The sequence below is a fragment of the Kitasatospora sp. NPDC001309 genome, assembly GCF_042896295.1.
Classification (GTDB): Bacteria; Actinomycetota; Actinomycetes; order Streptomycetales; family Streptomycetaceae; genus Kitasatospora.
In genome coordinates, this window is the sequence record NZ_JBIAXC010000033.1 from 19,798 (window position 1) to 44,941 (window position 25,144).

Annotated in this window: 26 protein-coding genes and 3 pseudogenes; 22 read left to right on the forward strand and 7 right to left on the reverse strand. The window is 73.6% G+C overall.

The features are described from left to right. Positions 1-9 precede the first annotated feature (9 nt). Positions 10-1,212 carry a PP2C family protein-serine/threonine phosphatase gene (locus tag ACFY2K_RS28690; RefSeq protein WP_380522119.1) on the reverse strand — a complete coding sequence of 401 codons (1,203 nt, stop codon included), beginning with the start codon at positions 1,210-1,212 and terminating at the stop codon, positions 10-12. 198 nt (positions 1,213-1,410) lie between these two features. Between ACFY2K_RS28690 and ACFY2K_RS28695 the strand changes: the two genes are divergently transcribed. Continuing rightward, complete coding sequence (locus ACFY2K_RS28695) at positions 1,411-2,298, forward strand: TIGR03557 family F420-dependent LLM class oxidoreductase (protein WP_387715236.1); 888 nt, start codon at positions 1,411-1,413, stop codon at positions 2,296-2,298. Here the strand turns inward: ACFY2K_RS28695 and ACFY2K_RS28700 are convergent. Continuing rightward, positions 2,232-3,035: pseudogene (locus ACFY2K_RS28700) on the reverse strand (enolase C-terminal domain-like protein); the annotation flags it as partial. The gene ACFY2K_RS28695 and the pseudogene ACFY2K_RS28700 sit on opposite strands and share 67 nt — an antisense overlap. Then, entirely contained in the window at positions 3,032-4,003 is a 972-nt protein-coding gene (locus tag ACFY2K_RS28705; RefSeq protein WP_387715238.1) for a SigB/SigF/SigG family RNA polymerase sigma factor, read from the reverse strand. The pseudogene ACFY2K_RS28700 and the gene ACFY2K_RS28705, both read right to left, overlap by 4 nt. Before the next feature lie 451 nt (positions 4,004-4,454). On the opposite strand from ACFY2K_RS28705, the gene ACFY2K_RS28710 reads away from it, so the two are divergent. The 10 genes from ACFY2K_RS28710 (at position 4,455) to ACFY2K_RS28755 (ending at position 10,962) form a co-directional block, all read left to right on the forward strand. Next, complete coding sequence (locus tag ACFY2K_RS28710; RefSeq protein WP_380640333.1) at positions 4,455-5,021, forward strand: DUF6328 family protein; 567 nt, start codon at positions 4,455-4,457, stop codon at positions 5,019-5,021. A gap of 78 nt (positions 5,022-5,099) precedes the next feature. Beyond that, positions 5,100-6,119 carry an SDR family oxidoreductase gene (locus ACFY2K_RS28715; RefSeq protein ID WP_387715240.1) on the forward strand — a complete coding sequence of 340 codons (1,020 nt, stop codon included), beginning with the start codon at positions 5,100-5,102 and terminating at the stop codon, positions 6,117-6,119. 225 nt (positions 6,120-6,344) lie between these two features. Further along, positions 6,345-6,542, forward strand: a complete 198-nt coding sequence (locus ACFY2K_RS28720) for a hypothetical protein (RefSeq protein WP_387715243.1) — start codon at positions 6,345-6,347, stop codon at positions 6,540-6,542. A gap of 158 nt (positions 6,543-6,700) precedes the next feature. Further along, the gene (locus tag ACFY2K_RS28725; protein WP_387715246.1) at positions 6,701-7,180 is read left to right on the forward strand and encodes a hypothetical protein; all 480 of its coding nucleotides are present in this window, start codon (positions 6,701-6,703) and stop codon (positions 7,178-7,180) included. Beyond that, a complete protein-coding gene (locus ACFY2K_RS28730) occupies positions 7,177-7,461 on the forward strand; it encodes a monovalent cation/H+ antiporter complex subunit F (RefSeq protein ID WP_380522133.1) in 285 nt (94 codons plus the stop codon). Before ACFY2K_RS28725 ends, ACFY2K_RS28730 begins: the two co-directional genes overlap by 4 nt. Further along, complete coding sequence (locus ACFY2K_RS28735; RefSeq protein WP_380522134.1) at positions 7,458-7,763, forward strand: monovalent cation/H(+) antiporter subunit G; 306 nt, start codon at positions 7,458-7,460, stop codon at positions 7,761-7,763. The genes ACFY2K_RS28730 and ACFY2K_RS28735 overlap by 4 nt, the downstream gene beginning before the upstream one ends. Further along, complete coding sequence (locus ACFY2K_RS28740; protein WP_380522136.1) at positions 7,760-8,032, forward strand: Na(+)/H(+) antiporter subunit B; 273 nt, start codon at positions 7,760-7,762, stop codon at positions 8,030-8,032. Before ACFY2K_RS28735 ends, ACFY2K_RS28740 begins: the two co-directional genes overlap by 4 nt. Further along, a complete protein-coding gene (locus tag ACFY2K_RS28745; RefSeq protein WP_387715250.1) occupies positions 8,029-8,769 on the forward strand; it encodes an MnhB domain-containing protein in 741 nt (246 codons plus the stop codon). The genes ACFY2K_RS28740 and ACFY2K_RS28745 overlap by 4 nt, the downstream gene beginning before the upstream one ends. Continuing rightward, positions 8,766-9,110 carry a sodium:proton antiporter gene (locus ACFY2K_RS28750; protein ID WP_380522139.1) on the forward strand — a complete coding sequence of 115 codons (345 nt, stop codon included), beginning with the start codon at positions 8,766-8,768 and terminating at the stop codon, positions 9,108-9,110. Before ACFY2K_RS28745 ends, ACFY2K_RS28750 begins: the two co-directional genes overlap by 4 nt. Before the next feature lie 7 nt (positions 9,111-9,117). Then, positions 9,118-10,962: a complex I subunit 5 family protein gene (locus ACFY2K_RS28755; RefSeq protein WP_380588817.1), complete on the forward strand. Its 1,845-nt coding sequence runs from the start codon at positions 9,118-9,120 to the stop codon at positions 10,960-10,962. Positions 10,963-11,092: 130 nt separating this feature from the next. Here the strand turns inward: ACFY2K_RS28755 and ACFY2K_RS28760 are convergent, their stop codons facing one another. After that, positions 11,093-12,037, reverse strand: a complete 945-nt coding sequence (locus tag ACFY2K_RS28760; RefSeq protein WP_387715253.1) for a DUF5133 domain-containing protein — start codon at positions 12,035-12,037, stop codon at positions 11,093-11,095. A 339-nt stretch (positions 12,038-12,376) separates the two neighbouring features. Here ACFY2K_RS28760 and ACFY2K_RS28765 point away from each other — a divergent pair, with 339 nt between their 5' ends. Continuing rightward, the gene (locus tag ACFY2K_RS28765) at positions 12,377-13,039 is read left to right on the forward strand and encodes a HemK2/MTQ2 family protein methyltransferase (RefSeq protein WP_387715256.1); all 663 of its coding nucleotides are present in this window, start codon (positions 12,377-12,379) and stop codon (positions 13,037-13,039) included. Positions 13,040-13,064: 25 nt separating this feature from the next. Continuing rightward, positions 13,065-13,289: a CDGSH iron-sulfur domain-containing protein gene (locus ACFY2K_RS28770; protein ID WP_380522336.1), complete on the forward strand. Its 225-nt coding sequence runs from the start codon at positions 13,065-13,067 to the stop codon at positions 13,287-13,289. Here ACFY2K_RS28770 and ACFY2K_RS28775 read toward each other — a convergent pair. Together ACFY2K_RS28775 and ACFY2K_RS28780 are read right to left on the reverse strand one after the other, a co-directional pair. Beyond that, positions 13,245-14,273, reverse strand: coding sequence for an iron-containing redox enzyme family protein (locus tag ACFY2K_RS28775; protein WP_380522146.1), 1,029 nt, complete (start codon positions 14,271-14,273; stop codon positions 13,245-13,247). The genes ACFY2K_RS28770 and ACFY2K_RS28775 overlap by 45 nt on opposite strands. A gap of 25 nt (positions 14,274-14,298) precedes the next feature. Next, complete coding sequence (locus ACFY2K_RS28780) at positions 14,299-14,658, reverse strand: low affinity iron permease family protein (RefSeq protein WP_380522148.1); 360 nt, start codon at positions 14,656-14,658, stop codon at positions 14,299-14,301. A gap of 711 nt (positions 14,659-15,369) precedes the next feature. Between ACFY2K_RS28780 and ddaH the strand changes: the two genes are divergently transcribed. The 7 genes and pseudogenes from ddaH to ACFY2K_RS28815 all read left to right on the forward strand — a co-directional run. Then, positions 15,370-16,197, forward strand: coding sequence for a dimethylargininase (gene ddaH, locus ACFY2K_RS28785; RefSeq protein ID WP_387715260.1), 828 nt, complete (start codon positions 15,370-15,372; stop codon positions 16,195-16,197). Positions 16,198-16,329: 132 nt separating this feature from the next. Beyond that, positions 16,330-17,298, forward strand: a complete 969-nt coding sequence (locus ACFY2K_RS28790; RefSeq protein ID WP_380588834.1) for an SDR family NAD(P)-dependent oxidoreductase — start codon at positions 16,330-16,332, stop codon at positions 17,296-17,298. Positions 17,299-17,308: 10 nt separating this feature from the next. Further along, entirely contained in the window at positions 17,309-18,493 is a 1,185-nt protein-coding gene (locus ACFY2K_RS28795; RefSeq protein ID WP_387715263.1) for an alcohol dehydrogenase catalytic domain-containing protein, read from the forward strand. A 40-nt stretch (positions 18,494-18,533) separates the two neighbouring features. Beyond that, complete coding sequence (locus tag ACFY2K_RS28800) at positions 18,534-18,857, forward strand: plasmid stabilization protein (RefSeq protein WP_387715266.1); 324 nt, start codon at positions 18,534-18,536, stop codon at positions 18,855-18,857. Between the two features lie 342 nt (positions 18,858-19,199). Further along, the gene (locus ACFY2K_RS28805; RefSeq protein ID WP_387715268.1) at positions 19,200-20,984 is read left to right on the forward strand and encodes a thiamine pyrophosphate-requiring protein; all 1,785 of its coding nucleotides are present in this window, start codon (positions 19,200-19,202) and stop codon (positions 20,982-20,984) included. Between the two features lie 2 nt (positions 20,985-20,986). Then, positions 20,987-22,801: pseudogene (locus ACFY2K_RS28810) on the forward strand (FAD-linked oxidase C-terminal domain-containing protein); the annotation flags it as partial. 28 nt (positions 22,802-22,829) lie between these two features. Further along, a pseudogene (locus tag ACFY2K_RS28815) lies at positions 22,830-23,081 on the forward strand (cbb3-type cytochrome c oxidase subunit I); the annotation flags it as partial. Between the two features lie 39 nt (positions 23,082-23,120). Here ACFY2K_RS28815 and ACFY2K_RS28820 read toward each other — a convergent pair. Then, positions 23,121-23,624, reverse strand: coding sequence for a hemerythrin domain-containing protein (locus tag ACFY2K_RS28820; RefSeq protein ID WP_380522165.1), 504 nt, complete (start codon positions 23,622-23,624; stop codon positions 23,121-23,123). A gap of 325 nt (positions 23,625-23,949) precedes the next feature. On the opposite strand from ACFY2K_RS28820, the gene ACFY2K_RS28825 reads away from it, so the two are divergent. Next, on the forward strand, positions 23,950-24,318 hold the full coding sequence (locus ACFY2K_RS28825; protein ID WP_380522167.1) for a helix-turn-helix transcriptional regulator: 369 nt from the start codon (positions 23,950-23,952) through the stop codon (positions 24,316-24,318). 451 nt (positions 24,319-24,769) lie between these two features. Then, positions 24,770-25,048 (forward strand): STAS domain-containing protein, encoded by a 279-nt coding sequence (locus tag ACFY2K_RS28830; protein ID WP_387715271.1) that lies wholly within the window; start codon positions 24,770-24,772, stop codon positions 25,046-25,048. Positions 25,049-25,144 lie beyond the last annotated feature (96 nt).

Genomic DNA, 25,144 nt, shown 5'->3' on the forward strand with positions numbered 1-25,144 from the left:
GGAAGGGTCTCACTCGCCCCGCCCGTCGGGGTGCCACTCGACGAGGGCGATCGTGGCGTCGTCGCGCAGCCGGTGGTCCTGGTGGGCGAGCAGCGCGTGGATCAGGTGGCGCAACGCCTCGGGGGCCGGTTCGCCGCTGGCCATGTGCCGGACGACGGTGTCGGTCAGGCGCTCCTCACCGAAGGTCTCACCGGTAACCGAGCGGGCGTCGGTCACTCCGTCGGTGTGGACCAGGAGCCGGTCGCCGGGCTGGAGCCTGAGGTGGTGGACGGCCGGCTGTTCGCGCTCCTGGAAGCCGAGTCCGAGCGGGAGTTCGGCGCGCCGCCGCAGGGCGTCGGCGACCACGTGCCGGCCGCGGATCAGCAGCGGCGTCGGGTGACCGCAGTTGACCCAGGTGAGCTCACCGGTGGCCGCGTCCAGGTCGGCGACGACGGCGGTCAGCAGTCGGTCCGGGATCCAGCGGCAGAGCGTGCGGTCGATGGCCTGCGCGATCTCCGCGAGGCCTCCGCCGGCCCGGCGGGTGCTGCGGCAGGCGGCCAGGGCCACCGAACTGGCGCCGCCGGAGGCGAGGTCGTGCCCCATCGCGTCGAACACGGACAGGTGGAGCCGCCCGGCCGCGACCGAGTGGTCGAAGGCGTCCCCGCCGACCTCGTAGGCGGGTTCGAGGACCGCGCTGGAGGTGACGTCGCGGGTGCCGATGGTGCGCGGCGGCAGGAAGGCCCAGAGGAGTTCGGCCTGGAGGCTCATCGGGCGGTCGCGCGTCGTTCGGACGATCATGTCGCTGAACGCGCCCTTGGAGACCACGAGCAGCGCCACCAGGGCCGCCAGCGACTCCCAGCGGACGAGCACGTCCGGTTCCGGCTGTGGGAGCGCGACCCGCAGGACGCCGATCCGCTCGATCCCGTCGACCAGCGGGAACCAGGCCACGGGCGACGGACCGGCGGAGAACTGGGTGCAGCGCAGCCGGTAGGCGCGCCCCGCGAGCGTGGACTCGATGTCGAGGCGCTCGCCCGGGTCCGGGCCCGACGGTTCGGGCAGCGGTGCGAGCTGCCGTTGCTGGACGTCGGCCAGGAACACCCGCGCCCCGGTGCCGCCCAACCCGCGGACCGCCTCCTCCACCACACCCGGCAGCTCCCCCGGCCCGCTCGCCCGGGACCGGGCCAGCGCCCGCGCCAGGACCCGGCCCAACGTCTCCTCGTCACACGTCGGCATGTCGCACCTCCGATCACGGTCGCGCCTACCCACTGGCAGCCGGTCCGCACCCGCTCCGGGGCCACCTTCCGGCTCGGCCCGCCGGGCCCGTCCGGCGACCCGCTGCCCGGGCCGCCCGACGCCCCGGAGGTTTCGGCGTGCCGGACCGGGTTAGCCGCTCCGACGAGGAGCCCGAGCCCGCCACGAACGGAGGCTGCCATGACCGCGTTCGGCTACTTCCTGTCCTGCGAGGAGTTCACCCCCGCCCAACTGGTCGAACAGGCCCGGATGGCCGAGGAAGCCGGTTTCACCCGGCTCGCCGTCTCCGACCACTACCACCCGTGGAACGACGCCCAGGGCAGCAGCCCGTTCGTCTGGGGCGTGATCGGCGCGCTCTCGCAGGTGACCCGGCTGCCGGTGACGACGCTGGTCACCTGCCCCACCGTCCGGCTCCACCCGGCCGTCGTCGCGCAGGCGGCGGCGACGGCGGACGTGCAGCTGGCGGGCGGCCTGCGGCTGGGTGTCGGCACTGGCGAGGCGCTCAACGAACACGTCCTGGGCGACCGCTGGCCGCCGTTCGGCGTGCGCGCGGAGATGCTGGAGGAGGCCGTCGCCGTGATGCGAGAGCTCTTCACCGGCGAGGTCGTCAATCGCCGCGGCACCCACTACACCGTCGAGAACGCCAAGCTCTACACCGCGCCGGAGAACGGCGAACTGCCCGTGTACGCCTCCGCGTTCGGCCCCAAGGCGGCCGAGACGGCAGCCGGGTTCGCGGACGGGCTGGTCACCATGGCCCCGGACGCCGAACTGATCGGCCGCTACCGGGCGGCAGGTGGCGACGGCCCCGTCCTCGGCGGCGTCAAGGTGTGCTGGTCGCAGGACCGCGAGCGCGCGGTCGAGACCGTCCACCGGCTCTGGCCCAGCGAGTTGCTCCCCGGCGAGCTGGCCCAGGTCCTGCCCACGCCGCGCCACTTCGAGCCGTCGAGGCCGTGCGCCTGGGCGAGGGCGGCGGCGCGCAGCCAGACGGTCAGGCCGCCGCAGCGGGTGGCGTCGGCCTGGAGGCAGTCGACGGCGGGGACCATGCGGGCGAAGTACGGGAGGTCGTAGCCGTACTCGCCGGCGGTGACGTCGGGGGTGACGGCGTCGCGGACGCGGCCCAGACCGGTGAGGTCGTCGGAGGAGACGGGCTCCTCGAACCAGGTGACGCCTTCGTCGGCGAGGGCGTGACCGATCCGCACGGCCTGCTTGCGCCGGTAGCCCCCGTTGGCGTCGGCATAGAGCTCGGTGCGGTCGCCGACGGCGGCGCGGGCAGCACGCACCCGCTCCAGGTCGCGGCGCTCCCGGGTGCCCCAGGACTCACCGATCTTGATCTTGACCCGGGGGATGCCCTGCTCCTCGCTCCAGCCGCGCAGCTGCCGCTCCTGCCGGGCGGCCGAGTAGGTGGTGAAGCCGCCGCTGCCGTACACCGGTACGGGGCGGGCGGCGCCGCCGAGCAGCCGGGCGAGCGGCAGTCCGAGCAGATGGCCGCGCAGGTCCCACAGGGCCAGGTCGAGGGCGGATACCGCCCCGGAGACCAGCCCCGGGCGGCCCGCGTTCCGGACCGCCCGGCTCATGGCCTCCTGGGCCCCGTCGGTGTCGTGCGGGTCACGCCCGGTGAGCAACGGGGCCAGTTCCTCGCGGATCACGGCGGCGGTGGCGGGCGCGCCGTAGGTCCAGCCGAGACCGGTGCACGGGCCGCTGACGGCCTCGGCCAGGACGAGCGTCGTCCTGGCCCAGGCGAGGGTGCCGTCGGCCTCGGGGGGAACGGTGTAGACGCTCACGCCGGTCCGCTCGATCTCGGTCATGCCCGGCCCGCGGTTCGGTCCGCGGAGCCGGGGCCGCTCCCGTCCGGCGGGTCCTCGAACGGCTCGTCCGACCAGCCGGGCGCGTCATGGTCCTCCAACCGTTCGCGCAGCCCGTTCAGCGTGGTGCTGAGCAGTCGGGAGACGTGCATCTGGGAGACGCCGATGCGGGCCGCGATCTCGGACTGGGTCAGGCCGTCCCAGAAGCGCAGTTTCAGCACGGTCTGCTCGCGTTCGGGGAGGTGGGCGAGCAGGGGGCGGACGGCGGTGCGGAAGTCGGCGAGGTCGATGCCGGGGTCGCAGTCGCCGAGGCGGTCGAGCAGCGCGCTGCCGCTGTCGTCGGTGTCCTGCTCGCGCAGCGCGTCCAGGGAGTTGGGGCGGTAGACCCGGCCGGCCACGAGTCCTTCGGTGGCCTGCGCCACGGTGAGGTGGAGGTCCTCGGCGATCTCCACCGGGTTCGGGAGGCGCCCGAGCTCCTGCTCCAGCCGGTCGGAGCCGCGGGCGACGCTCAGATAGAGCTCCTGCATGCTGCGCGGCACCCGGACGGGCCAGGAGGTGTCGCGGAAGAAGCGCTTGATCTCGCCGGCGATGGTGGGGATGGCGTAGGTGACGAACTCGGCGCCGCGCTGCGGGTCGTAGCCGTCGACGGCCTTGATCAGGCCGATCGTGCCGACCTGGAGGATGTCCTCCATGTCCTCGGCGCGGTGCCGGAAGCGGGCCGCGATGAAGCGCACCAGCGGCATGTTCAGTTCGATGATCGTGCCGCGGACGTAGCTGTACGCAGCGCTCTCGCGGGCCAGGCCGATCAGCCGCTGGAACAGCGCGTCGCTCAGCTCGCGCGCTTCGGTCTTGCCCATCGCGCGCAGCTCGGCCTCGGTGAACCGGGGCGGCAGCTCGGACGGGGAGGGCTCGGACGGGAGGCCGGCGGTCGTCCGCACGGCACGGTGAACGGTCTCCGGAAGGGTGGACACTTGCTTCTCCTGGGCATCGGGGTGAACGCCCAGCTCCGCGAACGGGACCGCTCGCGTGCTGTGGACTTCTTCCCCCAGGACCTGTGCCCGGCTTCTTCAAGCGAAGGTCCCGGTGGCACCCGGTGGGTGCCGGCGCGGCCACCGGATTCGGCTACGACCGCTGCAACAGGTGTTCTACCCCCACATATGACATGGAATTCACGTTTCAGCTGACTTTTTCTGATTCGTCCGATTCTCCGTGCCAGCAGACGGTTCGATTCCGTGTACAGGGAGGTCACGGTGCGGTCGGGGGCACCGCCTGCTGCTCGCCCACGGCGCGCGTTTGCCCGTGCCCGGCGCGGCTACACGCACGGACGGGCGGGGGCGGAAAGGAGACCGGCAGGAGACGGAGACCCGGGGCTGCGGTCCGACGCAGGGCGCGCCCCCGTGTCCCTCCCGGAGGCGACCCCTCATGGCGACGACGAACACAGGACGGACCGGGCGCGCCCACGCGCCGCGGACCGGGCGGCGGGAGTCCCCCGACGAACGGGCCGACCGGCGCTGGACCGACCTGCTCCAGGAGGTGCGGGTCGCCCAGACCGGCTCCCAGGTGCTGTTCGGCTTCCTGCTGAGCGTGGTCTTCATGGCCCGTTTCCCCCAGCTCGACGGGTTCGGGCGGGGGCTGTACGTGGTCACCGTCGTGCTCGGCGCTCTCGCCACCGGCGCGCTCACCGCACCGGTCGCCTACCACCGGATCTTCGCCGGGCACCGCCTCAAGCCCCAACTGGTCGACGCGGCCGCACGGTTGGTCGCGACCGGCCTGATCCTGCTGTCGCTCACCATCGGCTCCGCGCTGCTGCTCCTGCTACGGGTGGCGGCCGGATCCGCGGTAGCGGCCGGCATCGTCGGAGCCGTGCTGCTCTGGTTCGCCTTCTGCTGGTTCCTGCTGCCGGTCCGGCACCTGCGCCGCACCGACGGGCACTGCGCGCCACCGCCCGCCGATCCCGGCGCGGAGGACCCGCCCGGGCATGAGCCGTGACCGCTACGGCCCTGGCGCCGCAACCCGGGTGTCCCGGCCGCGAGGTTTCGGCTCCCCACCTCCGGCAAGACGCCCGCCATGAGGATCCGTACGCGCTCCGAACCCCGTACCGTCGTCATCACCGGCGCGACCGCAGGCGTCGGCCGGGCCTGCGTCCGCGCCTTCGCCACCGGCGGCGACCGCCTCGTCCTGGTCGCCCGCGGCTCGGCCGGGCTGCACGCCGCGGCCGCCGAGGCCCTGGCCGCCGGCTCACCGGTACGCACCGTCCTGGCCGACGTCTCCGACCCGGAAGCCTGCGAGGGGGCGGCCGCCCACGCGGAAGCCGAGTTCGGCCCGATCGACGTCTGGGTCAACGACGCCTTCGTGTCGGTGTTCGCGCCGTTCACCGAGATCACCCCCGAGGAGTTCAGCCGGGTCACCGAGGTCACCTACCTCGGGTACGTCAACGCCACCCGCGCCGCACTGCGCCGGATGCTGCCGCGCGACCACGGCACGATCGTGCAGGTCGGCTCGGCCATCGCCTACCGGGGCATCCCGCTGCAGACCGCCTACAGCGGCGCCAAGCACGCCATCCAGGGCTGGCACGAGGCGCTGCGCTGCGAACTGCTCGCCACCGGCTCGGGGGTGCGGGTGACCATGGTGCAACTGCCCGCCGTCAACACCCCACAGTTCGACTGGGTACTCAACCGGCTGCGCGGCCGGGCCCGGCCCGTCCCCCCGGTTCACCAGCCCGAGCTCGCCGCCCGCGCCGTCCGGTACGCCGCCGACCACCCCGGGCGCCGGGAGTACTGGGTCGGCGCCAGCACCGCCGCCACCCTGCTCGCCAACGCGGTCGCTCCCGGCCTGCTCGACCGCTACCTCGCGCGCAACGGCGTCGACGCCCAGCAGGACGACCAGCCGCGCCGGGACCAGGACCCCGACAACCTGTGGACACCCGCCGACGACGACGCCGACCACGGCGCGCACGGGCGCTTCGACGCCGAGGCCCGCGAACGCAGTGCCCAGCTGTGGGCCTCCCAGCACCACGGGCTGCTCGCCGCCGGCGGGGCGGCCCTGCTCGGCGCCGCGGCGGTCGGTGCCCTGGCCCGGGGGCGGTGACGAGCGGTGACCGGGCAGATGAACTCATTGCCCCGGAAACCGCGTTGACCGAACGCCCCCCGTAGCCGCGCATGGAACCGCGTTCCCCGGGCAGGCGCCGCAAGGGACGGACTTGCCCCCACCGGCGAAACGACGAACGCCATGGGCTTCTCCCGAAAGCCAGGCGACATGGCCGAGACGGCCCGCGCCAGAACGGCCGCCGGGACGTTCGAGGAGGTGAACAGGATGAACGACGGGAAGGACCGCGTGCCGGTCGAGTCGGTACCCCCGGTCGAGACGCCCGAGTCACGGATGACCGGCGAGGGCGGACCGCCGCCCGAGCACGAGGAGGAGAAGGGACCGCAGGACGGCCCCGAGTACGAAGTCACCGAGCCGGCCCACGAGTCCGCGTCACCCGAGCGGGGGCGACGGGCCGGCCGATGATCACAGGATCCGCTGCCGCACTGCGGCAACCGGGTGGTCCGACAGGGTGATCCCGCACGCGACGGCGTTGCGCGCGGGATCCTCCCGTCGGCCGAACGGTACACCTGGGGCCGCTCGCCATGGTGGCGTGCCCGGCAACGACACATGGGGGTGGTGCGATGCGATCGATGTTCGAACTCATGCTCTGGTGGGGGATGTTGCTGCTCCTCAACACCGTGTTCATCAGCTCGGTGACACCGCTGGAGATCGCGGTCGGCGGCGGCGTCGCGCTGCTCGGTGCGGTCGGCGCCCTCGCCGTCCGGCGCGCCTCCGGCGCCACGCCCGGCGGCCCGGCCCGACTCGCCCGCTCCACCCTGGCATTCCCCTGGACCCTGCTGGCCGACACCGGCCGACTGGTGCTCCTCCTGACGTCGCCCGCCCGCCGACAGGAGGCCGGCTTCCGCACCGTCCGCCTCCCCACCGGTACCGGACCGGCCTGGGCCGCAGCCCTGCTGTCCTCGACCCCCGGCGCGTACGTCGTCTCCCACGAGGGCGGCTGGGATGACGGCGACTCGGGCGGCGGCGTCGCGCTGACCGTACACAGCCTCGGCGGGCGGACCTCGGCGCTGGAAGCCGCCCTGACGGGCAGCGGCCGGTGAACGCCTGGCTGCTGGCGGCGACCCTGCTCGCCGCCGCCGGATTCGGCCCGTGCCTGCTGGTCGGGCTGCGCGGCGAGCCCCACGAGCGCCTGGCCGGACTCAACCTCGCCGCCGCGGTGTGCTCCACCGTCCTGCTGCTGCTCGCCCAGGGCTACGGCCGCCCCTCTTACACCGACCTCGCCCTCGACCTGGCGGTGCTCGCGCCGGCCGGGACACTCGTGTTCACCCGTCTCCTCGCCGGATCGGACGCCGGGAAGCACAGCGGGGAGGAGCGCCGATGAGCCGCCACGTCCTCGCCGTGGTCCTGCTCTGCGCGGGCACCGCCGTCCTTCTGCTGTCCGCCCTCGCGCTGGTCGTGCTGCCCGGCCCGCACCTGCGGCTGCACGCGCTCTCCCCCGCCGCCACCCTCGGCGCCCCACTCGTCGCGCTCGCGCTGGCGATCGACACCGGGCCGGGGCGGGCGGCGGTGAAACTCCTGGTCATCGGCGCGCTGCTGGCCGCGGGGGGCACGGTGACCACCATGGCCATCGGCCGCACCACCCTCCGTGCCGAGCAGCACTCGGACCGGGGGGCCGGACGGTGACCGACGCCCTCATCGTGATCGCCCTGCTGCTCACGGCCGTCACCGCGACCGCCGCCGCGCTCACCCGCGACCCCGTCCGGCAGGCCGCCGTCCTCGCTCTGCTCGGGTTGAGCCTCGCCCTGCTGTTCACCGTGCTCCAGGCACCCGACGTCGCACTGTCCCAGCTGGGCGTCGGCAGTGCGATCACCCCGCTGCTCATCCTGCTGACCGTCCGCAAGGTGAGCCGCAAGGAACACACCGACGACGACCGTCCGGACCGCACCGAGTGAGCCGCACCACGCGCCTGCGGCTCTTCCTGACCGCGGCCGCCGTCCTCGCCGCCGCCCTGGTCGTCGCCGCCGAGCAGCTCCCGGGCTTCGGAGGCACCCAACACTCTTACGGCGAAAGGGCGGTGGCAGCCGGTCTGGCCCGCCGGACCGCCAACATCGTCTCCGCCGTCAACTTCGACCAGCGCGCCTTCGACACCCTCGGCGAGGAGTCGATCCTGTTCGGCTCGGTGCTCGGCGCGGGGATACTGCTGCGCCTGGCCCGGGACGAGCACAAGCGCCGGGCCGCCGCCGAGCGGGTGCTGCCCGCCACCCGGCTGTTCGGCGCCACCCTCCTCCCGGTCGCGGTGCTGACCGGCGGATATCTCGTCGCCCACGGCCAGTTGAGCCCCGGCGGAGGCTTCCAGGGCGGCGTCGTGCTCACCACCGCCCTGCACCTGGCCTACGTCGCCGCCGACTACCGGGTGCTGAAACGGATCCGCCCGCTGGCCGCCCTCGACGTCACGGACGCGATCGCCGCCGGCTCCTACGCCGCGCTGGGCCTGATCGGCCTGATCCAGGGCGCCGGCTACCTGGCCAACACCCTGCCGCTCGGCACCTTCAACGAACTCTCCTCCAGCGGACTGGTGGCCGTCATCAATGCCGCCGTCGGCGTGGAGGTCGGCTCCGCCGTCGTGGTGCTGCTGGCGCACTTCCTCGACCAGGCCGTGGAGGTCACCCCCCGAAGGAGCCCCCGATGACCGTCTTCCCCTACTTGGTGGCCGCCTGGATCCTGCTCGCCGGCCTGTACGGCCTGGTCACCAGCCGCAACCTGGTGCAGGCGGTCGGCTGCCTGGCCGTCGCGCAGTGCTCGACCTACGTGCTGCTGCTCGCCGTCGGCTACCGCCGGGGCGCCACCGCGCCCGTCTACTCCGACCTGCCGACCGACGCGCCGGTCGTCGACCCGGTGGTCCAGGCGCTCGCGCTCACCGACGTCGTCGTCGGCGCGACCGTCACCGCGCTCCTCCTCTCCCTCGTGATCCAACTGCGCAAGCGGCACGGCACGGTGGACCCGGAGGACCTCACCGGACTGCGAGGGTGACGCGCCGGTGAGCACCGCCGACCTCCTACCGCTGGCCGTCGCCGTCCCCCTGCTGGGCGCGGCGCTGCTGGCCGTCGCCGGACGGTGGCTGCCCCGCCCCGGCCGCGACGCGCTCGCCACCGCCTGCTCGGCCGTCGACGTCGGCTGCCTGGCCCTGCTGTGGTGCCGTACCGCCCCGGACGGCCGCGCCGTCTCCTGGCTCGGCGGCTGGACTCCGAGCCAGGGCCACGGCGTCGGCATCGTGCTGGTCGCCGACCGGCTCGGCAGCGGCCTCGCGCTGCTCGCCGCCGTGCTCGTGCTCGCCGTGTTCTGCTACGCCTGGCGGTACTTCGACGAGCCGTCGGGCGAGCACGGCGGGATGTTCCCCGCTCTCCTCCTGCTGTTCCAGGCCGGGATGTGCGGCTTCGCGCTCACCGGCGACCTCTTCGACGCCTTCGTCTTCTTCGAGCTGATGGGCGCCGTCGCCTACGCGCTCACCGGCTACCGGATCGAGGACCCGCGCCCGTTGCAGGGCGCCCTCGCCTTCGGGCTCGTCAACTCGGCGGCGGCGTACGTCTCGCTGCTCGGCATCGGCCTGCTCTACGCCCGGACCGGGGAACTGGGCATGGCCCGGATCGGCGCCGTGCTGGACGAACGCGCGGCCGCCGGACACGGCCGGGACGCACTGGTCGTCGTAGCCTTCGTCCTGGTCCTCGCCGGCCCGCTGGTCAAGGCCGCGACCGCGCCGTTCCACTTCTGGCTGCCGGACGCCCACGCGGTGGCGCCCAGCCCGGTGTGCATGCTGCTCTCCGGCGTCATGGTCGAACTCGGCGTCTACGGGGTGGCCCGGATCCACCGGGTGGTCTTCGCCGGGGCGGGAGGACTGCCGGACGCCGCCGTCCGGGACACCCTGCTCGCCGCCGGGGTGCTGACCGCGCTGGTCGGCGGCGTGATGTGCTGGCAGCAGCGCCACCTGAAACGGATGCTCGCCTTCTCCACGGTCGGGCACGTCGGCCTCTTCCTGGTCGGCGCGGCGCTGCTCACCCCGGCCGGCCTCGCCGGGACGGCCGTCTACGTGGCCGGGCACGCCGGTGCCAAGGCCGCCCTGTTCGGCCTCACCGGCGTCCTCCTCGACCGGTACGGCTCGGTGGACGAGCACGGCCTGCACGGCCGGGCCCGCGAACTGCGGCTGCCCGGCGCGTTGTTCGTCCTCGGCGCACTGGCCCTCGCCGGGCTCCCGCCGTTCGGCACCGCGCTGGGCAAGGCCGTCACCGAGGAGGCCGCCGGACGCTGGGGTGGTTGGCTGCCCGCCGTGTTCGTCCTGGTGTCGGCCCTCACCGGCGGCGCGGTGCTGCGCGCAGGCCTGCGGGTCTTCGGCGGGATCGGCTCCCCGCCGAAGGAGCACCCCGAGGTCGCCGCGACCACTGGGGAGGGTGAGGAGCCGGAGATCGGCGACCCGAGCCGACGGGTGCCGGTGCCGATGGTCGCCGTCCCCGCCGGCCTGCTGGCGGCCTGCCTGGCCGTCGGCGTCGTCCCCGGAGTCGGCCGGGCCCTCGCGACGGCGGCCGCGGCCTTCACCGACCGCGCCGGCTACCTGGCCGACACTCTCGGCCACCCCGCACCCGCCGCCCTGCCCACCCCCGAGGCGGGCTGGACTCCCGCCGGGGTCCTGCTCGGCCTGCTCTCCGCCGCCCTGGCCGCCGCCTTCGCCACCGCCGCCCTGAACCGCGACCCCCGACGCGGCTCCGGAGTCCTGTACCGGGCCACCGTCCTGCCGCTGCGCCGTCTGCACTCCGGCCTGCTCGGCGACTACATCGCCTGGCTGACCGTCGGCCTGGCCGCCCTCCTGGTCGCACTGGTCGCCCAGCTGTGACCGGGACGGCTCGCGGGCCCGTCCGGCGTCGACTTCCCGTGGCACGGCCACCCTGGCAGGTGCCGGGGCGACTGGCGGGCGAACCGGCCCCCCGGCCGCCCCGAAGGGCTCTCACCGGAGTCATCGAGGGTCACCGGCGCGGCGAACCGCCGTTCTCGCGGCCGACCGGGACCGGCCGCCCCTCGACGGCGACCCGGCTGACCACCGTGTCGAGGTCCGTCCCGAGGCGCTGGGCCGCCCTCGCGAGCAGCGTCAGGGCGATGTGCGGGGTCACCTCGAACCGCTCCGTGGTGACGCCGATCGCCACGCCGGTGGCGTGCCGGCGGTCGAGCAGGTCGGCGACCGCGCGGGCCAGGGCGGAGCGGTCGAGCGCGATTGAGGCGTGGAGCGCGAGGACCGCCACCAGCCCCGGTGTGGGGCCCGCGGGTTCCGCGGGCGAACCGAGGTAGACGCTGAGGGCGGTGCACCCGTGCGGGTGGGTGCGCAGGTGTGCGGCGACCACCGTCCGCGCCCCGCAGCGCCGGGCCCGGTCCGCGAACCGGCCGGGGCGGCCCGGGTCCAGTCCGAGGACCACCTGTCCGCTGCCCTGGTGGCGGATCCGCGCCAGCGGCCCGGTGCCCGCCTCGCTCTGGGCCCGTTCGAGGGCCAGGAGCTGTGGGGAGCTCGCTGCCAGGACGTCGACGGAACCGTCGTCGTGCCAGGCGCTCACGGCGGCGCCCACGCAGTCCGGGACGGTGGTCCTGGCCAGCTGGAGGACGTCGGGCAGGGTGGAGAACGGCCGGGACCGTCCGTTCTCGCGGGCCGCCGGCTCGCCGAGTTCGGTCAGCAGCGGGCCGGACTCGCCGGCGGCCGTCGTCTCGTCGGTCACCGCCTCCGGGCCGGGTTTCCCACGGTCCAGGCCGATCAGGACCCTCGCGCGGGCGACGGCTCGGGCGGGTTCCGTCTCGCCGGTGTACACCGCGATGGTGTAGCAGACGTCGTGCAGCCTCTGCTCGGCCTCCGCGGACCGCAGCGCCGACAGGGCGTCGTACTCCGCGACCAGATGGGCGAGCGCGGCCACGTCCACCAGGGACATGGGCACCTCCGGATGTACGTACGGCTCCGGACTCCGGCCGACGGACGTCGGCCGACCGGCACCGCAGCCGGGGCGGGACCGCCACACCCGGTTCTCCACCGCCACGGCGGCTTCGCGGGCCGGAGTTGATCACCGCAGTATAGGCAGCCCGAGCGCCTCCGCCGCGCGTCCGGCCACGCGCTTCTACCCGGCGCGGCCCCGCGCACACGCCCGACGGATCGCTCCGACCCCATGGAACGGGGCAGAACGGTTTCGCCGCCCCGGACCCGGAAAGCCGCCTGTCATGAAGGTCATCCCCGTATCCCCCGCGCCAACGTCCCCGAAAGGGGGCCGAGCGGCATGCTGCTGATCAGACCGCCGGGCGTCTACCGACCCCAGGGCGACACCGAGTTGCTGGTCTCCTGCCTGCACCGCGAGCGCCTCCGCAGCGGCAGCCGGGTGCTCGACCTCTGCACCGGGACGGGAGCGGTCGCCCTCGCGGCCGCCGAGGACGGCGCCCGGGTGACGGCGGTGGACCTCTCCGGCCGTGCCGTGGCCACGGCCTGGCTCAACGCCAAGCTGCACCGCAGCGGCATCCGGCTGCACCGGGGCGACCTGCTGGCCCCGGTCGCGGAGCTCAGCTTCGACCTGATCACCGCCAATCCGCCCTACGTCCCGGCCGCGGCCACCGCGGCCCCCACGGGTGCCGGAACCGGGCCCGGGCTCGCGTGGGACGCGGGACCGGACGGACGGCTCGTGCTGGACCGGATCTGCCGGGAGGCACCCCGGCGGCTGGCCCGCGGGGGCGTCCTGCTCCTCGTCCAGTCCTCCCTCGCGAACGTGCCGGCCACCCTGGTGTCCCTGGGCACGGCCGGACTGCGGACGACGGTGGCGGCTCGTCGCCGACAGGCCTTCGGGCCGGTGATGGCAGCGCGGGCCGCACGCTTCGAGCGGCTCGGGCTGATCGCCCCGGGCCAGCGGCACGAAGTCCTGGTGGTGGTGCGCGGTGTCCGGGAACGCTGACCGGTCGACAACCCGGGTGGTCGTGGTGCCGGGCGGTCCGCTGCTCGTCGAGGGACCGGTGGAAGTGGTCCTGCCGGACGGAGAGGTCCGGGTGTCCGAGCGACCGGTCGTGGCACTGTGCGCGTGCCACCGGAGCCGGTGCTACCCGTTCTGCGACACCAGTCACCGACGCCCCCGCAGGCCGCGCTCGAACAACAGGGACACCTCAAGCAGCGGGGACACCAGCGGGAAGCGCGGCGGGAAGGGCTGAGCGCAGCGACGTACGGCCGGCTCGCCAGCAGCCGAGCACGTGGTCGGCGAACCGGCCCTCGACGACCTGTGCGGCCGCCAGCCCGAAGGCGATACCCGCTGCCAACTCGGGCTCACTCAGAATCAGTTGCTCCACGACCCCGTGCCGGACCAGCTGCTCGTGGACGGCGTCGGCCTCCACGTGCTCCCGGTAGAACAGTGTCCCGTCCGGCCCGCCGCCCAGCCGCTCCAGTGCGGCCGCCAGCCGCGCGGACCCGGGCGAGGAGGTGATCTCCAGGGCGGCGAACTGCCCGACGGCGGCGCCGCGCAGCGCCCGGTGCAGGCCGAAGAGCGTCATCAGGTTGACCACTGCGAGGGCGGGAGCCGGTACGAGGTCCAGGTAGTGCGCGTAGCCCGGTTCGAGGCCGAACGCCGCCATCATCCGGGCGTACAGGCCCGCGTGGGCACGTTCGGGACGGCCGGCACCGTACTCGTCGTAGACGATCGCCATCAGGACGGCCTGCGCCGGCCCGTGGATCCTCGGCAGCATCCACAGCTGCGGATCGGCCTCCTTGAGGTGGTAGACCGAACGGTGCACCAGGTACTCACGGACGTGCCGAAGCCTGCCCTCGTCACGCAGGAAGTGCGACGGCCCGGTGTCGTCCGGGGATTCCGCCAACAGCTGGTCGAGGGCTTCCCGCACCGGCCGGACGGGCTCCGCCTCGGCGCGCACCGCGGCGAGGAACGATCGCTCCAACTCCCTCCGCAGGTGCAGCAGTTCCGGCTCCCACTCCCAGCCCGGCAGGACCCCGTCCAGCCCCCGGTCATGGAGCTCGTAGCACAGGTGCAGCGCGAACTGGTGGTCCTCGCCCCAAGGTTCGCCGTACGACCCCGGCGACACCAGCAACCGCCCCGCCCCCGGCGGCCCCGCCGTCACCAACCCCAGCACCGCCGCCGACAACGGCCCCCGAACCCCGTACGCCGTGCCCCGCTCATCTCCGTCCATCACTTCCCGCCTCCTCCCGCACCAGTCAGATCTCATCCTCCATGCGGATCGCGTCTCTGAGATCCTGCACGGCCTCGCTCCGATCACCACCCTCCTCCGCGAGCAGGGCTGCGGCGATGGCATCGAGCTTGCGCTGGATCGCGTGCTCGGCCCGGCGTTCGGCGTTCTTGAGCAACGCGAGCAGCAGCAGGGTGACGGCCGACATCATGTCGCCGACGAGGAGCTGCCACGAGGTCGAGAGTCCCGCGGCGTGCACCGCGACGAAGCCCGCCACGAGCAGGACGCACAGCGCGTAGAACAGCGGGGAACTGGTCAGGTTGGACGCGCGCTCCGCCAGCCGCGCGAACCGCCCCCGGCCGCGCTCGGCCGGGTGGTCGAGCGTCATGGTCCCCTCACCCGCCCGGCGCGGTTCGGTCGGTGTTCCGCGCCGTGCAAGCGGTGGACCGCGAAGGCCCGTCGTCCGCCTCCCGGCTCAGGACCAGGGTCGGTTCGGGGTGTTCGGTGCGCTGGTCCACCACGCCTCCCGGGCTGTCGTCGGTGCCTCCGGCCGGAGTGCTCCGGCCGGAACGCTCCGGCGGGTACCCAGCCGGCCCCCGTTCACTCCGCACGGGTCCCGACTGCTCCAGTGCCGTTTGACCTCCTCCCCCGGGGGCAGACGCGGGTCGAGCCCGTCCCCGGACGAGGCCCGACAAGGAAACCGGTCCGAGCGGTCCGACCAGCCGCCCGGACCGCTCGCGTGCCGTCGGCACGAACCGGCGACGCAGAACTGGAGTAGCGATCATGGGAACCCCGCCGAACGATCCGGTGCCGCCCAGCCCCACCCCGCTCCCCGGGCCAGGCCCGCAGCCGGGTCCGTTGCCCGGGCCGGTCCCCGGGCCAGGCGGCCCGGACCCGGTCCCGCCCGCGCCGCCCCGGCCGGAGCTCGACCCACAGCCCGCGCCGGTTCCCCCGCCCGATCCGATCACCTGACGACCCGCCGGAGCAGACGCGGACGGCCCGCCTGCGCGCTGCCCGTCGTCCCCCGCCGCAAGCAACGACGCCCTCGGCTCCCGCCACCCTCCGGTTTCCCGCCCACCGCACCGGGCACGCGCGCCGCATGAAGACGTCCAGCTCTGCTCGGGCGGCCAGGCGCCGCCGCTACCTGCTCTGCCCACCACGCCACTTCGCCGTCGAGTACGCCATCAACCCGTGGATGGACCCGGCCCGGCCGGTCGAGCCGGCTGCCGCGCTCCAGCAGTGGAACGGGCTGCGCGCCGTCCTGCTCGACCTCGGACACCGGGTCGAACTCCTCACCCCCGTACGAGGGTTGCCGGACATGGTGTTCACCGCGAACGGCGCCACGGTGGTCGACGGCCGGGTCCTGGTCGCCCGCTTTCGGCACCACCAGCGCGCAGCGGAGGCCGACGCGCACCGACGCTGGTTCGTCGCGGCGGGCTACCGGCCGGTCCACACGGCGGGGCCGGTCAACGAGGGCGAGGGCGACTTCCTGCTCGCGGGGCCGCGGATCCTGGCTGCCACCGGCTTCCGCACGAGTCGGGCGGCACACCGCGAGGCCCGCCGGCTGCTGGACCGTCCGGTGGTCACGCTGACCCTGGTCGACCCGCGATTCTACCACCTCGACACCGCGCTCGCCGTCCTCGACGACGACCGGATCATGTACTACCCGCCCGCGTTCGCCCCGGCCAGCAGGCGCCTGCTGCACGTGCTCTACCCGCGGGCGATCCTCGCCTCCGAGGCGGACGCGGTGGCGTTCGGGCTCAACGCCGTCAGCGACGGCCGCCACGTCGTCCTGCCCGCCGCCGCCCGCGGACTGGCGGGCCGCCTGCATGCCGGGGGGTACGTCCCCGTCCCGGTCCGCATGCCCGAACTCCTCAAAGGCGGCGGCGGCCCGAAGTGCTGCGTACTCGAACTGCGCCCCGCCTGACCGCCTGCTGTGCCTACCCGGCTCACCAGAAGCACCCGGATCCGGGCGGGCGCGGATCGCACGGGTTTGCGCCCCCGGTAGTCGGACAGACGCCGGAGCATCGAACCGTCACCGACCGAGGAGGTACGGCCGATGCACCGTGGCAACGGCACCATGACCGGGCGAACCGCCCTGGTGACCGGCTCCTCCCGGGGCCTCGGCCTGCTGATCGCGGGTGAACTCGCGGACCGCGGGTGCCGGGTGATGCTGTGCGGCCGCGACGAGTTCGCGCTGGAGCGGGCCGTACGACGGCTGAACGGCCGCCCCGGCGAGGTCGCCGCCACCGCTTGCGACCTCGTGGACGCGCAGGCGCCGCTCCGACTGGTCCGCGCGGTCCGCGAACGCTTCGGCGCCGACGTGGACCTGCTGGTCAACAACGCCGGCCTGATCCAGGTCGGCCCGGTCTCCGCGATGCAGGAGCAGGACTTCCGGCGGGCCCACGAGCTGATGACGATGGCACCGCTGCGGCTGGTCCAGGCGGTGCTCCCGTCGATGCGGGCCCGTGGCACGGGCTCGATCGTCATGGTCTCCTCGCTCGCCGGGCGTGTCCCGGCGCCGCACCTGCTGCCGTACGTGGCGGCCAAGTTCGCGCTCACCGGCCTGTCCGAGGGGCTCGCGGCGGAGCTCTCGCCGCACGGGATCCGGGTCACCACGGTCCTCCCGGGCCTGATGCGCACGGGTTCGCACACCGCCGCCGAGTTCGCCGGGCAGGCCGGGCAGGAGTACGCCTGGTTCGCCGCCGCCGCGTCGCTGCCCCTGGTGTCGATGGACGCCGAGCGGGCCGCCCGGCGGATCGTCCGCGCCGTCGAGGGCGGCCGGCGCGAGCTGGTCCTGACCCCCCTCGCCAAGGCCGGCGTGCTCGCCCACGGCGTCGCGCCGGCCACCACCGGCCGCCTGCTCGCACTGGCGTCCCGGCTGCTGCCGCCGGCCGGCGGCGCCCCCGAGCACGGGGTGCCGGGCGTGCGCGCTGCCGCCCGGCACCGACCGGGCGGCCCGGTGCACCGGCTCACCGTGCTCGGACGCCGGGCCGGACGGGCCGACAACCAGCCGACCACGTCCTGAGGGAGTCGCCATGAAGGCCGTGACATGGCACGGACGCCGTGACGTCCGCGTCGAATCCGTCCCCGACCCGGTGATCGAGAAGCCGACGGACGTCCTGGTCGAGGTCACCACCACCGGGCTGTGCGGATCGGACCTGCACCTCTACGAGGTCCTGGGCGCCTTCCTCGACGTGGGCGACATCCTCGGCCACGAGGCGATGGGCGTCGTCCTCGACGTGGGACCCGCCGTCCACGCGGTGTCGGCGGGAGACCGCGTGGTGGTGCCGTTCAACATCTCCTGCGGCACCTGCTACATGTGCGTCCAGGGCCTGCACTCGCAGTGCGAGACCACCCAGGTGCACGAGTACGGCACCGGAGCGGCGCTGTTCGGCTACACCAAGCTCTACGGACAGGTGCCCGGCGGCCAGGCGCAGTACCTGCGCGTGCCGTTCGGCAACACGCTGCCCGTCGTCGTCCCGCACGGGCCGCCGGACGACCGCTACGTGCTGCTGTCCGACGTGCTGCCCACCGCCTGGCAGGCCGTGGAGTACGCGGCGATCCCGCCCGGCGGCAGCGTCGCGGTGCTCGGCCTCGGCCCGATCGGGGACATGTGCACGCGCATCGCTCGCCACCGCGGCGCAGGCACCGTGATCGGGGTGGACCTGGTGCCCGAACGGCTGGAGCGCGCCCGGGAGCGCGGCGTCGACGTGCTCGACCTGGCCCGGCTCGGCGCCCGGGTCGTCGACGCCGTCCGGGAGCGCACCGGCGGCCGGGGCCCGCACGCCGTGATCGACGCGGTGGGCATGGAGGCCCACGGCTCGCCCGCCGCGACGGCCGCGCAGCGCATGACGTCCCTGCTGCCGGACGCCCTGGCCTCCCGGCTGATGGCCCGGGTCGGCCTCGACCGGCTCCACGCGCTCCACCTCGCGGTGGACCTGGTCCGGCGCGGCGGCACGGTCTCGCTCTCCGGCGTCTACGGCGGCATGACCGATCCGCTGCCGCTGCTGACCATGTTCGACAAGCAGTTGCAGCTGCGGATGGGCCAGGCGAACGTCCTGCGCTGGATGGACGACCTGCTGCCGCTCGTCAACGACGGCGATCCGCTCGGCGTCGAGGACTTCGCCACCCACCACCTGCCGCTGAGTGAGGCCCCCAGCGCCTACGAGATGTTCCAACACAAGGACGACGGCATGGTCAAGGTGCTGTTCCAGCCCTGACACCGTCGCCGAGGCGTCCTTGCCGACGAAGGAGGAGACCATGCCGGCCGGTTCGAGCAGGAAGCGTGAGCGCCAGTACGAGCACATCAAGGAGAGCGCCCTGGACCGGGGGGAGAGCGAGAAGCGGGCCAAGGAGATCGCCGCCCGCACGGTGAACAAGGAACGGGCGCGGCACGGCGAGTCCAGGACGGCCGGCCGCTCCTCAATCCACGACATCTCGTCCGCCCGGCGCGGCGGCCTGCGGTCCCACTCGGGTTCCCAAGGACCGACCAAGGAGCAGCTCTACAACGAGGCCAATCAGCGCAACATCCACGGCCGCTCGAAGATGAACAAGGAGGAACTCGCCGACGCACTCGGACACTGACACACCCGCTCGACAGCTCGACGACCGCCGCGCGGGCCGCCCAGCGGGGTCCGGGGCGGGCCCGGATCGCGAGCAGGACGAAACCGGCCGGTAGTGCGTAGCCGGCCCCCCAGCCGCTGCCCCGGGCTCCGGACGACCCGGGGCAGCGCCCGGTTCGGACGGCCGGGGCCGAACCGCGTTTCGCAACAGCGTGTGCCCGGACGCGGGGCAGGCAGCTGTGCCGACGTCTCCGGGCCGCCACGTTTTGTCCCTCTTCTGACGGTTACCCGCACTTGGTGGGTGCTCCCGCCACGCCCGACGACCGCCGCCGGGACCAGCTGCGGGGACCACGGAGGAAAGATCATGAAGGTTGCCGACTACCTGTTGCGACGGCTGCGCGAGTGGGAGGTCGAGCACGTCTTCGCCTACCCCGGCGACGGCATCAACGGACTGCTCGCCGCGTGGGGCCGGGCCGAGAACCGGCCGCGGTTCATCCAGGCCCGTCACGAGGAGATGGCCGCCTTCCAGGCCGTGGGGTACACCAAGTTCTCCGGCCGTACCGGGGTGTGCGCGGCCACCTCCGGTCCCGGCGCGATCCACCTGCTCAACGGGCTGTACGACGCGAAGCTCGACCACGTGCCGGTGGTGGCGATCGTGGGGCAGACCGACCGCAGCGCCATGGGCGGCTCCTACCAGCAGGAGGTGGACCTGCTGTCGCTCTACAAGGACGTGGCCTCGGAGTTCTGCGAGATGGTCACCGTCCCCGCACAGCTGCCCAACGTCCTGGACCGGGCGATCCGCATCGCCACCACCCGCCGCACCGTGACCGCGCTGATCGTCCCCGCCGACGTGCAGGAACTCGACTACGAGCCGCCCGCCCACGTCTTCAAGCAGGTCCCCTCCAGTCTCGGGGTCCCCCACTACGCGCCGGTGCCGGGGGACGACGACCTGGCCCGGGCCGCAGAGGTCCTGAACGCGGGCGAGAAGGTCGCCGTGCTCGTAGGCCAGGGCGCGCGCCGGGCCCGCGCCGAGGTCGAGCAGGTCGCGGAACTCCTCGGTGCCGGCGTCGCCAAGGCCCTGCTCGGCAAGGACGTCCTCCCCGACACGCTGCCGTACGTCACCGGCTCGATCGGCCTGCTCGGCACCCGGCCCTCCTACGAGATGATGCGCGACTGCGACACCCTGCTCGTGGTCGGATCGAGCTTCCCCTACAGCCAGTTCCTGCCCGCCTTCGACCAGGCCAGGGCGGTGCAGATCGACCTGGACCCGTCCATGGTCGGCCTGCGCTACCCGTTCGAGGTGAACGTCGTCGGCGACGCCGCCGAGACGCTGCGCCGGCTGCTCCCGCTGCTGGAGCGCAAGGAGGACCGCACCTGGCGCAAGACGGTCGAGGAGAACACCGAGCGCTGGTGGGAGGTCATGCAGCGCCGAGCCGAGGTGACCGCGGACCCGGTCAACCCGGAGTACGTGCTGCACACCCTGGACGCGTTGCTGCCCGAGGACGTCATGCTGTCCTCCGACTCCGGGTCGGCCGCCAACTGGTACGCCCGCCACCTGCGGATGCGCGGCAGCATGCGCGGCTCGCTCTCCGGCACGCTGGCCACGATGGGCCCCGGCGTGCCGTACGCGATCGGCGCCAAGTTCGCCCACCCCGATCGGCCGGCCATCGCCGTCGTCGGCGACGGCGCCATGCAGATGAACGGCCTGGCCGAGCTGATCACCGCCGCCAAGTACTACCACGAGTGGACGGATCCGCGTCTGGTCGTGGCGGTGCTGAACAACCAGGACCTGAACCAGGTCACCTGGGAGATGCGCGCCATGCAGGGCGCCCCGCAGTTCGAGCCCTCCCAGCATCTGCCCGACGTCCGCTACGCCGACGTCGCCCGGTCGTTCGGCCTCGACGGCGTACGGGTCGAGCGGCCCGAGGACGTGGGGCCCGCCTGGAGCCGGGCGCTGGCGGCGGACCGACCGTTCGTCATCGACTTCCGCACCGACCCGGCGGTGCCGCCGATCCCGCCGCACGCGACCTGGGACCAGGTCAAGGCCGCCGCCTCCGCCGTGCTGCACGGCGACAGCGACCGGGCCGCCGTCGTCCGCCAGGGGGTCAAGGCCAAGGTCCAGGAGTTCCTGCCCGGCGGCCGGAGCTGACCATGGCCGACGCGCGGAAGGTGGACGTGGACCTGGCGGCCCTGGAACGGGCGCTGCGGGAGGAGGTGGACGGCGAGGTCCGCTTCGACCCGGGCAGCCGCGGCGCGTACGCGACCGACGGCTCCAACTACCGGCAGGTGCCGCTCGCCGTGGTGGTGCCCCGGACGGTCGAGGCGGGCGCGACGGCGCTCGCGGTGTGCTCGCGCTTCGCCGCGCCGGTGCTGTCCCGCGGCAGCGGCACCAGCCTGGGCGGACAGTGCACCAACACCGCCGTCGTCATCGACTGGACGAAGTACTGCAACCGCCTGCTGTCGGTGGATCCGCCCGCACGGACCTGCGTCGTGGAGCCCGGCATCGTGCTGGACGAACTGAACCGGCAACTCGCCCCGCACGGGCTCATGTTCGGTCCCAAGCCGTCCACCCACGCGCACTGCGCGCTGGGCGGGATGATCGGCAACAACAGCTGCGGCGCCTCCGCCCAGGCCTACGGCAAGACCGTCGACAACGTCCGGCGCCTGGAAGTGCTCACCTACGACGGCGTCCGCTTCTGGGCCGGCCCCACCGACGACCAGGAGTACCGGCGGATCGTGGGCGCCGGCGGTCCGCGGGCCCGGCTCTACCGAGGCATGAAGGACCTCGTCGACCGCAACCTGGCCGCCATCCGGCGCGGCTACCCCAAGATCCCCCGCCGGGTCTCCGGCTACGACCTGGACTCACTGCTGCCGGAGAACGGCTTCGACGTGGCCAGGGCCCTGGTCGGCAGCGAGGGCACCCTGGTGGCCGTCCTGCGGGCCGAACTCGAACTGGTCCCGGTGCCGGCCGCCGAAGCCCTGCTGGTGCTCGGGTTCGACGACATCTACCGGACGGCCGACGCCGTCCCCGAACTGCTCGCCCACAGCCGGCCCAGCCAGCTGGAGGCCGTCGACGGGCGGATGGCCCAGCTCATGCGCGAGGAGCGCGCCTACCTCGACTCCCTGGAGCGGCTGCCCGAGGGCGACAGCTGGCTGCTGCTCCAGTTCACCGGCGACACCGAGGCGGAGGCCGACGGCAAGGCCCGGGACCTGCTGCGCGCCCTCGGCCGCTCCGAGGACGACCCGTCCGTGGCACTCTCGGACGACCCGCCGCGCGAGCAGGAGATGCTCAGGGCCCGGGAGGCCGGGCTGGGCGTGACCGCCCGGCCCCCGGACGGCGCCGAGACCTGGGAGGGTTGGGAGGACTCCGCCGTCGCGCCCGAGAAACTGGGCGACTACCTGCGCGACCTGGAACGGCTCTTCGACCGCTACGGCTACCAGCAGGCCTCCCTGTACGGACACTTCGGGCAGGGCTGCGTCCACACCCGGATCCCGTTCGAACTGCGCGAGGGCCGCGGGGTCGAGGCGTTCCGGGCCTTCCTGTTCGACGCGGCCGACCTGGTCGCCTCCTACGGCGGTTCGCTGTCCGGGGAACACGGTGACGGCCAGGCCCGCGGCGAACTGCTGCCCCGGATGTTCGGCGCGCCGCTGGTCGAGGCGATGGGCGAGCTCAAGTCCCTCTTCGACCCGGGCGACCGGATGAACCCGGGCAAGGTCGTCCGCCCGTACCGCGTCGACGACAACCTGCGCCTCGGCACCCGCTGGCGCCCTGAACCGCACCGCGCGACGCAGTTCGCGTACCCCGACGACGACGGCGACTTCGGGCAGGCCGTCCTGCGGTGCGTCGGCATCGGCAACTGCCGCACCCACCGGGGCGGGGTGATGTGCCCCTCGTACCGCGCGACCCTGGAGGAGGAGCACTCCACCCGCGGACGGGCCCGGCTGCTGTTCGAGATGCTCGGCGGGGTTCTTCGGCCATCCCGAGGTCTACATCGTGGCGCTGCCGTTCATCTCCCTGGCCTCGCTGCTGATCGCCGTGCCGACCGGGGTGAAGTTCTTGAACTGGGTCGGCACCATGTGGAACGGCTCGCTGTCCTTCGAGACCCCGATGCTGTTCTCCCTGGGCTTCCTGGCGACCTTCATACTCGGCGGCCTGACCGGGGTGCTGCTGGCCCCGCCGCCCATCGACTTCCACGTGACCGACAGCTATTTCGTCGTCGCCCATCTGGACGGCCCGATGGTCGGCGGTGAGCTGGTCCAGCAGGTCTTCGTCGGAGTGCGCGGCTCAGCCCTCCAGGGCGTCGGCTATGCGGTGCAGCACGCCACCGGCGGACGGGCGGCGCGGCGCGGTCTCGCGTACGGCCTGCATCCGCTCGCCGATCTCCTGGAGCTCCTTGCGGCCGAGGGCGGCCCGGACCATCGGGAACCACGATGCCTCTTCCTGCTCGATGTGCCGTTCGACGGCGTCGATCAGGACGGCGGTCTTGGCGTCGTAGCCCTCGTCGCCGGGCGACATCCGGCTCAGCTCCTCGCAGAGCACGTCGGCGACGTGGTGTTCCTCCTTGGCCCGGTCCATGTCCTCGGCGAGCCCGGGTACCTCCTGGCGGATCCGGGGGTAGACCAGTTCGTCCTCCAGATAGGTGTGCACGGTCAGCGCCTCGATGATCCGCCGGACCGCATCGGTCCGTGCCCGGTCGTCGCCGTCCTGGGCCAGCCCCCGGTATTCGCGGAACAGACCGCGGACCTCCTTGTGGTCCTCCCGCAGCAGGACGATCGCATCGTTCGACATCGCAGGGCTCCTTCGTCCTCGGCCCCCTGTGTGAACCGGGCGTGTCCCCTGGCAGGGCGGCACCAAACGCGGGCCGTCGGCGGAGCCACCACAGGTGGATCCGCCGACGGCCCGCGCGGTTTACCGCGGCCCTTCCCGGGCAGGCGCACGGTATGTCCCGGCTCCGGAGTGACCACCGGGACGGCCATCGTCACCCGCTGTGGCGGCCGGCACCCCAGGTCGGCCGCCACAGCGGTGCGCTCACCCCGGGCCGGACACGTCGAACGATGCACGAATCCTTTCTCGTGCGTCGGCAATGGTGAAAGACGGGTCCTATCGTGGAGGCATGGACAGCGGCAGGACGACCGACCGGCAGTGGACGTTCCTGACCAACCACGCCCGCGTCCTCGTGCAGATCGCCCGCGACCCGGGCATCCGGGTGCGCGACATCGCCACCTGCTGCCTGCTCACCGAACGAGCCGTCCAACGCATCATCAGCGACCTCGAACAGGCCGGATACCTCAGCCACGAACGCCGCGGCCGCGCCAACCACTACCGCGTGATCGCCGCCAAACAGCTGCGGCACCCCGCCGACGCCGGCCCGACTGTCGCCGAACTCCTCGCCGCCCTGCTGCACCGACCTGCCGACGGCCAGCAGGAAACGGACGGCCATCGGGGCCAGGCGCCGACCACGCCGGAGTCCTCCGGACCGTGACCATGCACGCCTGATGCCGGGCGGGGCCCGCGCCGTCCCGGACGAACCGCGCCGGTGTGACGGACCGATCCGGACGCCGTATCAGGTCCGGCTCTGCCCCGTAACCCGGTTACCCCGTCGGACCGGGCCAGGCGCAGACGCGCTGGGCCGGGTAGCGGGCCCGGTGGCCATCCGCAGGGGCGAGGGTCCAGCCCCGAGCGGGGGCGCCATTGCGAGCACACCAAGGAGAGCCTGCTCGACCACAGGTGGACGAGGAACAGGCCGAGGAGACCGCGGCCACACGGTTGACAAGGAACGTGCCCGACACGGGAGTCGAAGACCGGGAGCCGCAGCTCGACGCACGACATCCCGTCCGGCCGGCGAGGCGGGCCACCGGCGCCCGAGCCGCCGAGTACCGCAGCGGGTGAATCCGCCCTCCGGACACCACCCACAACGGAAGGAGCCCGGAACCATGACCCGCCAACCACCGAACGAGGACGGGTTCACCGTTCAGGTCCACCCGTGGGCCGAAGGAACCGTCCTGGCGCCGTACGGCGAGCTCGACCTGGAAACCGTCGCCGACCTGGAGGCTGCCCTCACCCCGGCGCTGGCCCAGCCCGGCAGCGTCATCGTGGTCGACTGCGCCGGCCTGGAGTTCTGCGACTCCACCGGACTCAACCTCCTGCTCCGGGCCCGGGCCCGCGCGACGGCGGACGGCAGCCGCATCGAGCTGGCCTCCCCCGGCCGATGATTCGGCGCATGCTCGAACTCACCGGCGTCACGCACGCGTTCCCGATCCGCGACACCGTCCCCGGCTGATGGGGGAAGGCACCTGACGGCCGGCTGA

What these genes read in the sequence shown, in the direction of transcription:
- ACFY2K_RS28690 (WP_380522119.1), bottom strand. Translation starts at nt 1,212, where the DNA reads ATGCCGACGTGTGACGAGGAGACGTTGGGCCGGGTCCTGGCGCGGGCG.
- ACFY2K_RS28695 (WP_387715236.1), top strand. Translation starts at nt 1,411, where the DNA reads ATGACCGCGTTCGGCTACTTCCTGTCCTGCGAGGAGTTCACCCCCGCC.
- ACFY2K_RS28710 (WP_380640333.1), top strand. Translation starts at nt 4,455, where the DNA reads ATGGCGACGACGAACACAGGACGGACCGGGCGCGCCCACGCGCCGCGG.
- ACFY2K_RS28715 (WP_387715240.1), top strand. Translation starts at nt 5,100, where the DNA reads ATGAGGATCCGTACGCGCTCCGAACCCCGTACCGTCGTCATCACCGGC.
- ACFY2K_RS28720 (WP_387715243.1), top strand. Translation starts at nt 6,345, where the DNA reads ATGAACGACGGGAAGGACCGCGTGCCGGTCGAGTCGGTACCCCCGGTC.
- ACFY2K_RS28725 (WP_387715246.1), top strand. Translation starts at nt 6,701, where the DNA reads ATGCGATCGATGTTCGAACTCATGCTCTGGTGGGGGATGTTGCTGCTC.
- ACFY2K_RS28735 (WP_380522134.1), top strand. Translation starts at nt 7,458, where the DNA reads ATGAGCCGCCACGTCCTCGCCGTGGTCCTGCTCTGCGCGGGCACCGCC.
- ACFY2K_RS28750 (WP_380522139.1), top strand. Translation starts at nt 8,766, where the DNA reads ATGACCGTCTTCCCCTACTTGGTGGCCGCCTGGATCCTGCTCGCCGGC.
- ACFY2K_RS28760 (WP_387715253.1), bottom strand. Translation starts at nt 12,037, where the DNA reads ATGTCCCTGGTGGACGTGGCCGCGCTCGCCCATCTGGTCGCGGAGTAC.
- ACFY2K_RS28765 (WP_387715256.1), top strand. Translation starts at nt 12,377, where the DNA reads ATGCTGCTGATCAGACCGCCGGGCGTCTACCGACCCCAGGGCGACACC.
- ACFY2K_RS28775 (WP_380522146.1), bottom strand. Translation starts at nt 14,273, where the DNA reads ATGGACGGAGATGAGCGGGGCACGGCGTACGGGGTTCGGGGGCCGTTG.
- ACFY2K_RS28780 (WP_380522148.1), bottom strand. Translation starts at nt 14,658, where the DNA reads ATGACGCTCGACCACCCGGCCGAGCGCGGCCGGGGGCGGTTCGCGCGG.
- ddaH (WP_387715260.1), top strand. Translation starts at nt 15,370, where the DNA reads ATGAAGACGTCCAGCTCTGCTCGGGCGGCCAGGCGCCGCCGCTACCTG.
- ACFY2K_RS28790 (WP_380588834.1), top strand. Translation starts at nt 16,330, where the DNA reads ATGCACCGTGGCAACGGCACCATGACCGGGCGAACCGCCCTGGTGACC.
- ACFY2K_RS28795 (WP_387715263.1), top strand. Translation starts at nt 17,309, where the DNA reads ATGAAGGCCGTGACATGGCACGGACGCCGTGACGTCCGCGTCGAATCC.
- ACFY2K_RS28800 (WP_387715266.1), top strand. Translation starts at nt 18,534, where the DNA reads ATGCCGGCCGGTTCGAGCAGGAAGCGTGAGCGCCAGTACGAGCACATC.
- ACFY2K_RS28805 (WP_387715268.1), top strand. Translation starts at nt 19,200, where the DNA reads ATGAAGGTTGCCGACTACCTGTTGCGACGGCTGCGCGAGTGGGAGGTC.
- ACFY2K_RS28820 (WP_380522165.1), bottom strand. Translation starts at nt 23,624, where the DNA reads ATGTCGAACGATGCGATCGTCCTGCTGCGGGAGGACCACAAGGAGGTC.
- ACFY2K_RS28825 (WP_380522167.1), top strand. Translation starts at nt 23,950, where the DNA reads ATGGACAGCGGCAGGACGACCGACCGGCAGTGGACGTTCCTGACCAAC.
- ACFY2K_RS28830 (WP_387715271.1), top strand. Translation starts at nt 24,770, where the DNA reads ATGACCCGCCAACCACCGAACGAGGACGGGTTCACCGTTCAGGTCCAC.